This window comes from Kluyvera cryocrescens NBRC 102467, from assembly GCF_001571285.1.
In the GTDB taxonomy this organism is placed as follows: domain Bacteria; phylum Pseudomonadota; class Gammaproteobacteria; order Enterobacterales; family Enterobacteriaceae; genus Kluyvera; species Kluyvera cryocrescens.
This window is the reverse complement of record NZ_BCTM01000066.1, coordinates 1-7,931: the sequence shown is the minus strand read 5'-3', so window position 1 is coordinate 7,931 and position 7,931 is coordinate 1. Positions and strand designations below refer to the sequence as shown.

10 protein-coding genes are annotated in these 7,931 nt (G+C 53.8%); 9 read left to right on the top strand and 1 reads right to left on the bottom strand.

The genetic code is table 11. The features are described 5' to 3' along the window. The first annotated feature begins 73 nt into the window (after positions 1-73). From KCR01S_RS23325 to KCR01S_RS23295, 8 genes are all read left to right on the top strand, one after another. Positions 74-652, top strand: a complete 579-nt coding sequence (locus KCR01S_RS23325; protein WP_061285235.1) for a recombinase family protein — start codon at positions 74-76, stop codon at positions 650-652. Between the two features lie 64 nt (positions 653-716). Beyond that, entirely contained in the window at positions 717-1,904 is a 1,188-nt protein-coding gene (locus KCR01S_RS23320) for a phage tail sheath protein (protein WP_061285234.1), read from the top strand. 12 nt (positions 1,905-1,916) lie between these two features. Next, positions 1,917-2,435 (top strand): phage major tail tube protein, encoded by a 519-nt coding sequence (locus KCR01S_RS23315; RefSeq protein ID WP_061285233.1) that lies wholly within the window; start codon positions 1,917-1,919, stop codon positions 2,433-2,435. A gap of 63 nt (positions 2,436-2,498) precedes the next feature. Beyond that, positions 2,499-2,780: a phage tail assembly protein gene (locus KCR01S_RS23310; protein WP_061285232.1), complete on the top strand. Its 282-nt coding sequence runs from the start codon at positions 2,499-2,501 to the stop codon at positions 2,778-2,780. Between the two features lie 32 nt (positions 2,781-2,812). Then, positions 2,813-2,932, top strand: coding sequence for a GpE family phage tail protein (locus KCR01S_RS24735; protein WP_000763326.1), 120 nt, complete (start codon positions 2,813-2,815; stop codon positions 2,930-2,932). After that, positions 2,925-5,354 (top strand): phage tail tape measure protein, encoded by a 2,430-nt coding sequence (locus tag KCR01S_RS23305; protein WP_061285231.1) that lies wholly within the window; start codon positions 2,925-2,927, stop codon positions 5,352-5,354. Before KCR01S_RS24735 ends, KCR01S_RS23305 begins: the two co-directional genes overlap by 8 nt. A gap of 11 nt (positions 5,355-5,365) precedes the next feature. Then, a complete protein-coding gene (locus tag KCR01S_RS23300) occupies positions 5,366-5,830 on the top strand; it encodes a phage tail protein (protein ID WP_061285230.1) in 465 nt (154 codons plus the stop codon). A 2-nt stretch (positions 5,831-5,832) separates the two neighbouring features. Then, positions 5,833-7,008: a phage late control D family protein gene (locus KCR01S_RS23295; protein WP_156478809.1), complete on the top strand. Its 1,176-nt coding sequence runs from the start codon at positions 5,833-5,835 to the stop codon at positions 7,006-7,008. Between the two features lie 55 nt (positions 7,009-7,063). On the opposite strand, the gene KCR01S_RS23290 is transcribed toward KCR01S_RS23295, so the two are convergent. Beyond that, positions 7,064-7,474, bottom strand: a complete 411-nt coding sequence (locus KCR01S_RS23290; protein WP_061285228.1) for a hypothetical protein — start codon at positions 7,472-7,474, stop codon at positions 7,064-7,066. Positions 7,475-7,568: 94 nt separating this feature from the next. Between KCR01S_RS23290 and KCR01S_RS24730 the strand changes: the two genes are divergently transcribed. Next, a complete protein-coding gene (locus KCR01S_RS24730) occupies positions 7,569-7,790 on the top strand; it encodes a DNA-binding transcriptional regulator (RefSeq protein WP_072277225.1) in 222 nt (73 codons plus the stop codon). The last annotated feature ends 141 nt before the right edge of the window (positions 7,791-7,931 follow it).

Here is a 7,931-nt window from a genome sequence, read left to right as displayed (position 1 = left end):
AAACCAACGTTTAAGAAAATGCAGGTTTTCGCCCTAGATGGCATCATTCCGGCTTTTGCATGAGGGAAAACAGATGCAGGTTGGCTATGTGCGCGTATCAACAAATGAGCAAAACACCGCACTACAGCGTGACGCGCTGGAACGGTCGGGATGTGAGCTAATTTTCGAGGATAAAATCAGCGGTAAATCGACCAACAGACCGGGACTCAATCGCGCTTTAAAAAAACTTCAGGCCGGTGATACGCTGGTTGTCTGGAAGCTCGACCGGCTCGGTCGTAGCATGCGGCATCTTGTCTCGATGACCGAGGAACTGCGACAGCGCGGCGTAAATTTCCGAAGCCTGACCGACAGTATTGATACCTCAACGCCGATGGGGCGTTTTTTCTTTCACATCATGGGCGCGCTTGCGGAAATGGAGCGCGAGTTAATTGTCGAGCGAACCCGCGCCGGGCTCGATGCTGCTCGCGCACAGGGAAGAGTCGGAGGGCGTAGGCCGAAGCTGACGACTGACGAATGGGCTCAGGCCGGGCGACTGATTGCGGCCGGAGAGCCCCGCCAGCGTGTCGCGATGATTTTTGATGTGGGCATATCGACGCTATATAAAAAATTCCCGGCGACACATCCCGTTGTGTCAGACACCGCCGAACCCTGACAAATAGCCGCATACAGGCGTACACCAGACAATATCACTCACCCCAACTAACGGAGTTAAACGGATGAGTGATTATCATCACGGTGTCAAAGTCGTCGAAATTAACGACGGCACACGCACAATCTCGACCGTATCAACGGCGGTTGTCGGCATGGTCTGCACGGCCAGCGATGCTGACGCCGATATGTTCCCGCTCAATGAGCCGGTACTGATTACCAGCCCACAAAGCGCCATTGCGAAAGCCGGTACCAAAGGTACCCTGGCAAAATGCTTACAGGCCATTGCCGACCAGTCAAAACCGGTCGTCGTGGTCGTGCGCGTCGCGGAGGGTACCGGCGACGATGAAGAGGCACAGGCGCAAACCATTTCTAACATCATCGGCACCACGGATGAAAACGGCAAATACACCGGGCTGAAAGCGCTGTTAACGGCGAAAACAGTCACCGGCGTGAAGCCCCGCATTCTCGGTGTGCCGGGTCTCGATACTCAGGAAGTCGCGACCGCGCTTGCGTCGGTGGCTCAGAAACTCCGCGCATATGCCTACGTCAGCGCGTGGGGCTGCAAAACCATTTCTGAGGTTATCGCCTACCGTGAAAACTTCAGCGCCCGAGAACTCACTATTATCTGGCCTGATTTCCTCGGGTGGGATACCACGGCCAGCGCGACGACAACCAGCTACGCGACCGCCATCGCGCTGGGGCTGCGCGCCAAAATCGACAATGACACCGGGTGGCATAAAACCCTGTCAAACGTCGGCGTCAACGGTGTCACCGGTATCAGCGCTTCTGTCTTCTGGGATTTGCAGGAATCCGGCACCGATGCCGACCTGCTGAATGAGGCTGGTATCACCACGCTAATCCGTGCCGATGGTTTCCGATTCTGGGGCAACCGCAATTGCTCCGATGACCCGCTGTTTCAGTTTGAGAACTACACTCGCACCGCGCAAATCATCGCCGACACAATGGCCGAGGGGCATATGTGGGCGGTCGATAAGCCCGTCACGGCGACGCTTATTCGCGACATTATCGACGGCATCAATGCGAAATTCCGCGAGCTGAAAAGCGGCGGCTACATCATCGATGCGTCGTGCTGGTTTGATGAAGAGGCCAACACGAAAGAAACCCTCAAGGCCGGAAAGTTGTTTATCGATTACGACTACACCCCCATTCCACCGCTCGAAAACCTGACCTTACGCCAGCGTATTACGGATAAATATCTGGCGAATCTGGTCTCGTCAGTCAACAGCAAATAAGGAGCCTGACCCATGGCATTACCGCGCAAGCTCAAACTCATGAACCTGTTTATCGACGGGGTGAGTTATCTCGGCGTCGTGCAGTCCGTCACGCTGCCGAAATTAACCCGCAAGCTCGAGAATTATCGCGGCGGCGGGATGAATGGCTCGGCAACAATTGATTTCGGCCTCGATGACGACGCGCTGTCGACTGAGTTTTCCCTCGGCGGCTTCCCGGATGATGCGATTTTTTCGCTGTACGCAGCCACCGGCGCGGCTTCTGTCCCGCTGCGTTTTGCCGGGTCTTACCAGCGTGATGACACCGGCGAGACCGTATCGGTAGAGGTCGTGCTCCGTGGCCGTCAGAAAGAGTTCGATTTCGGCGAAGCCAAACAGGGCGAAGACACCGAGTCGAAAATCTCCCTCGCGTGTACTTATTTCAAGCTGACGATGAACGGCTCGGAACTGGTGGAAATCGACACCGTAAACCTCATTGAAAAAGTGAACGGCGTCGACATGCTCGAGGCGCACCGGCTCAATATTGGTCTGTAATTTTCTGCCCCGGTCAGCATGGCTGGCCGGGTATCCTGACATCTGAATTTAAAGAGAAATATCATGGAAAAAATTAGCGAAAACATCGTCACCCTGATTAAACCTATTACGCGCGGCGAGCAGGTGATTACCGACGTCACCCTGTTAAAACCGACCGCCGGAACCCTTCGCGGTGTCAGCCTGGCATCTGTCGCAAACTCCGACGTCGATGCGCTGATTAAAGTGCTGCCACGCATGACCATGCCCTCACTGACCGAACAGGAAGCCGCCGCGCTGGAGCTGCCCGACCTGTTGTCGTTTGCCGGTAAGGTGGTCGGTTTTTTGTCACCGAATTCGGCGGCGTAACCTTCCCGAAAAAACTCTCGGTCGATGACCTGATGGCTGACATAGCGGTAATTTTCCACTGGTCGCCATCAGACCTTTATCCCATGAGCCTGACCGAGCTCGTCAACTGGCGCGAAAAAGCGCTACAGCGAAGCGGAAACACGAATGAGTAATAACCTTAAACTCGAAGTGCTCCTGAAAGCTGTCGACCAGGCGACCCGACCTTTTAAAGCGATCCAGACGGCGAGTAAATCGCTGTCTGGTGATATCCGCACGACTCAGCAATCCCTGCGTGATTTGAATGGTCAGGCATCGAAAATCGATGATTTTCGTAAGGCCAGCGCACAACTGGCGGTAACCAGTCAGGCGCTGGAAAAGGCTAAGCAGGAAGCTGAGGCGCTGGCGGTACAGTTTAAAAATACGGAACGGCCAACAGCGGCACAGGGCAGAGTGCTGGAGTCGGCAAAACGCGCGGCTGATGGGTTGCAGACCAAATACAACAGCCTCACGCAGTCGGTAAAGCGCCAGCAAACCGAGCTCGGGAAAGCGGGTATTAATACGCGCAACCTGTCGAATGATGAAAGCCGACTGAAAAACAATATCAGCGAAACAACCGCACAGCTCAACCGCCAGCGTGAGGCTCTGGCACGGGTCAACGCGCAACAGGCGAAGTTAAGCGCGGTGCAAAAGCGTTATCAGTCAGGAAAGGCGCTGGCTGGAAGTGCGGCATCGACGGGCGCCGCCGGGGTTGGTATGGCAACGACTGGAGCGCTTGCCGGTGTTGCACTGATGAAGCCCGGTTATGATTTCGCTCAGAAAAACTCTGAGTTACAGGCTGTTCTCGGCAGCGGCAAAGACTCAGATGATATGGTGGCGCTCCGCAAACAGGCGCGCCAGCTAGGCGACAACACGGCCGCGTCGGCTGATGATGCTGCCGGTGCTCAGATAATTATTGCAAAGGCTGGCGGTGATGCTGCTGCTATTCAGGCGGCCACCCCCGTAACACTCGATATGGCGCTAGCAAACCGTCGGACGATGGAAGAGAACGCCGGGCTATTGATGGGGATGCGCTCTGCATTCCAGCTTTCAAACGATAAGGTCGCCCATATTGGCGATGTTCTGTCGATGACGATGAACAAAACCGCCGCTGACTTTGACGGCCTGAGTGATGCGCTGACCTATGCCGCGCCGGTAGCGAAAAATGCCGGGGTCAGCATCGAAGAAACAGCCGCAATGGTTGGCGCACTGCATGACGCCAAAATTACGGGCTCAATGGCGGGTACGGGGAGCCGTGCCGTATTAAGTCGACTACAGGCTCCAACGGGCAAAGCGTATGACGCTATTAAAGAGCTCGGCGTCAAAACGGCTGATGGTAAGGGGAATACACGCCCGATATTTACCATCCTGAAAGAAATGCAGCGGAGTTTTGATAAAAACAACCTCGGCACCGGCCAGCGCGCCGAATACATGAAAACCATTTTCGGTGAAGAGGCCAGCTCATCTGCTGCGGTGCTCATGACCGCCGCCTCGAGCGGGAAATTAGACCAGCTTACCGCTTCCCTTAAAGCATCGGATGGCAAAACCGCTGAGTTGGTGAAGGTCATGCAGGATAACCTCGGCGGCGACTTTAAAGAATTTCAGTCAGCCTATGAGGCTGTTGGAACCGACCTGTTTGACCAGCAAGAGTCATCATTGCGAAAGCTGGTACAAACAGCGACAGGATATGTTTTAAAGCTCGATGGCTGGATCCAGAAAAACAAATCTCTCGCAACGACACTAGGCGTTATTACGGCTGTGGGTATCGGTTTTGTCGGGATGATTGGCGCAATTGGGCTTGTAGCATGGCCGGTTATAACCGGGATTAACGCCATCATCGCCGCCGCCAGTCTGTTGGGTACCGTCTTTACCGTGTCCGGTAGCGCTATTGTGACTGCGCTCGGTGCTATCACGTGGCCGGTTGTGGCCGTAGCGGCGGCGGTTGTCGCTGGTGCGCTGCTTATCCGCAAATACTGGGAGCCTATCAGCGCCTTTTTCGGCGGTGTTATCGAAGGGCTGATGAGTGCCTTTGCGCCGGTTGGGGAAATGTTCGCGCCACTGGCGCCCATTTTTGACGGCCTCGGCGAAAAGCTTCGTGGTGTCTGGCAGTGGTTTAAAGACCTGATCGCACCGGTCAAAGCCACGCAGGACACGCTGAACAGTTGCCGCGACGTCGGTGTCATGTTCGGTCAGGCGCTGGCTGATGCGTTGTTAATGCCGCTCACCGCCTTTAACAAGCTGCGAAGCGGGATTGATTGGGTGCTCGAAAAGCTCGGCATTATCAATAAAGAATCCAGCTCCCTTGACCAGACGGCGGCGAAAGCTAATGCGGCGACGCAGAACGGCTACAGCCCCGCTATCAGCTCATACAACAGCTATCAGCCGGTAACGGCTCCGGCGGGACGTTCTTACGTCGACCAGAGCCGGAGCGAATACCATTTCACGCTTCAGGGTGGAATTGCACCAAACGGCCAGCTCGACAACCAGTTACGTGATGCGGTCGAGCGTCTGGAACGTGAGAAACGCGCCAAATCACGCGCCAGCATGATGCACGACTAAGGAGACCGATTATGATGCTCGCATTAGGTATGTTTGTTTTTATGCGTCAGACGCTGCCCTATCAGAGCATGCAGCGCAGCGCGGATTATAGCTGGACGTCTAACTCCCGCATCGGGAAGCGTGACGCTTTCCAGTATCTCGGCGAGGGGGAAGACAAAATTACCCTGAGCGGTGATTTATATCCCGAGCTGACCGGCGGCAAGTTCTCGATGCTGGCGCTGTATGCGATGGCCGAGCAGGGGCGCGCATGGCCGCTTATTTCTGGCTCCGGCTGGATTTACGGGATGTTTGTTGTCAGCAATGTCTCGGAGACCGGAACGGTATTTTTTGAGGATGGGTCGCCCCGAAAAATCAGCTTCACGCTTTCTCTGACTCGCGTCGATGAATCGCTCGCGGCGGTCTATGGCGATATCGGAAAACAGGCCGAGAGTCTGGTCGGGAAAGCTGGTGATCTGCTGTCTCTGGTGGGGGCGTAATGATGCTGGATATTATCACCGGCGCGGGTGCCACACTGACGCCCGACTTTATGCTGACACTGGAAAGTAAAGATATCACCGGCAATATCAGCGCCCGATTGATTAATCTCTCGATGACGGATAACCGGGGTTTTGAGGCCGACCAGCTCGATATTGAGCTCGACGATACTGACGGGCTTGTCGCGCTACCGGTTCGCGGCGCGGTGCTGTCGCTTTATCTCGGGTGGAAAGGTTTCTCGCTGGTGAACAAGGGGCGATTTACCGTCGATGAGGTGGAGCATCGGGGCGCACCGGATACAGTGACCATTCGTGCCCGGAGTGCCGATTTTCGCGGTACGCTCAATTCACGCCGCGAAGAGTCATGGCACGACACCACGCTCGGCGCGATAGTTAATGCGATAGCAGAGCGCAATAAACTCACGGCCAGCATTGCGGATTCTCTCGCGGGGATCCAGATTCCGCATATTGACCAGTCACAAGAGTCGGACGCTGTTTTTCTGAGTCGCCTCGCTGACCGCAACGGCGGCGCGGTGTCAGTGAAAGCCGGTAAGCTGCTGATGCTCAGGGCGGGAAGCGGCACCACGGCTAGCGGAAAAGCTATCCCTCAAATCACCATCCAGCGCAGTGACGGCGACCGGCATCAGTTTGCCATTGCTGACCGTGGCGCTTACACCGGCGTAACGGCGAAATGGTTACACACCAAAGACCCGAAACCGGCAAAGCAAAAGCAAGCGGTCAAGCTGAAGCGTAAACCCAAAGAACAGCACTTGCGCGCTTTACAGCATCCCAAAGCAAAGAAGGTGAGCAGTAACACCACGGCGAAAAAGAAGAAAGAGCAGGAAGCTCGCGAGGGCGAGTATATGGCCGGTGAGGCTGATAACGTATTCGTCCTGACGACCATTTACGCAACAAAGGCGCAAGCAATGCGCGCGGCTCAGGCTAAGTGGGATAAATTGCAGCGTGGCGTTGCGGAGTTCTCGATTATGCTGGCGACCGGTCGCGAAGATATTTACCCCGAAATGCCGGTCAGGGTCTCAGGCTTTAAGAGCGTCATAGATGACCAGTCATGGATAATCAGCAAGGTGACCCATAATCTCGGCGGTAACGGCTTCACGACGGCTGTAGAGCTCGAGGTGATGCTCTCTGATGTAGAGTACGATGCTGAAGAGCTTGATTAAAAACGCGACCGGAGAAAATAACCCGTTTTATCGGGTTATTTATAGCTAACGTGACTCACCCTTTAAACAGATGAGTTCGAGACAGTAAAAGGGTTTTAGCCGGGGCATCCATTAGTTTTCCCATTTCGTCGCATGTTTCACGCGGCGACTCAAAAGTGAAACCAGTTGTTTTGTATTTGTTTGTTACGTGGATTTCAGCAATGCCGTTGAGATAATTGTTAGGTACATCGTTCGTCCAAATTGGAGTGCACAATCCGGATGATATGAGCGCCTCATATGCCTCTGTAGTCATTTCACTCGATGGGATAGCTACTGTAATTTTATTTTTTTGTTCAGATACTTCCATTGGTTGCCAGATCTTTATGCTTTTTTTTAAAAGTTGGAGATCTCCCTCTGTCGCCATTGTGGCAAAAGACACTAGCAGGGAAGAGCAAAGTAGTAACGAGCGTAATTTGGAAGGTGTCATAGAAATTCCTTTCTCAAGATAAGGTAATGAGCGATTCACAAAACATGAATGGTTGTGTATAGTTAATTCACTTTTTGTGAATTTCGAGGTGTGTATGTTTCATTGCCCGAAGTGTCAGCATGCAGCTCATGCGCGCACCAGTCGCTATTTGAGCGAAAACACGAAAGAACGTTACCACCAATGCACCAATATAAATTGCAGCTGCACTTTCGTGACCATGGAGTCAGTAGAGCGCTATATCGTAACACCAGGTATCGTTATTCCAGCCCCACCACATCCATCATCGAGTGGACAAAGCCCCTTGCCTTGGCTTTAGAGAGAACCCGCTATGTGCGGGTTTTTTTATGCACGAAGGTTTAAGGGGGAAAATCCGTCGCCATTTTATCGCCACTCAAAATCGAGACAATAAAAAAGCCACTCTATAAAGTGGCTTAATTATATGATTTTAAAGATAAAA

Excerpts from the sequence above, each read along its gene's own strand:
- KCR01S_RS23295 (WP_156478809.1), top strand. The coding sequence starts at position 5,833 with ATGCTGGATATTATCACCGGCGCGGGTGCCACACTGACGCCCGACTTT.
- KCR01S_RS23290 (WP_061285228.1), bottom strand. The coding sequence starts at position 7,474 with ATGACACCTTCCAAATTACGCTCGTTACTACTTTGCTCTTCCCTGCTA.
- KCR01S_RS24730 (WP_072277225.1), top strand. The coding sequence starts at position 7,569 with ATGTTTCATTGCCCGAAGTGTCAGCATGCAGCTCATGCGCGCACCAGT.
- KCR01S_RS23310 (WP_061285232.1), top strand. The coding sequence starts at position 2,499 with ATGGAAAAAATTAGCGAAAACATCGTCACCCTGATTAAACCTATTACG.
- KCR01S_RS23300 (WP_061285230.1), top strand. The coding sequence starts at position 5,366 with ATGATGCTCGCATTAGGTATGTTTGTTTTTATGCGTCAGACGCTGCCC.
- KCR01S_RS23320 (WP_061285234.1), top strand. The coding sequence starts at position 717 with ATGAGTGATTATCATCACGGTGTCAAAGTCGTCGAAATTAACGACGGC.
- KCR01S_RS24735 (WP_000763326.1), top strand. The coding sequence starts at position 2,813 with ATGGCTGACATAGCGGTAATTTTCCACTGGTCGCCATCAGACCTTTAT.
- KCR01S_RS23315 (WP_061285233.1), top strand. The coding sequence starts at position 1,917 with ATGGCATTACCGCGCAAGCTCAAACTCATGAACCTGTTTATCGACGGG.
- KCR01S_RS23325 (WP_061285235.1), top strand. The coding sequence starts at position 74 with ATGCAGGTTGGCTATGTGCGCGTATCAACAAATGAGCAAAACACCGCA.
- KCR01S_RS23305 (WP_061285231.1), top strand. The coding sequence starts at position 2,925 with ATGAGTAATAACCTTAAACTCGAAGTGCTCCTGAAAGCTGTCGACCAG.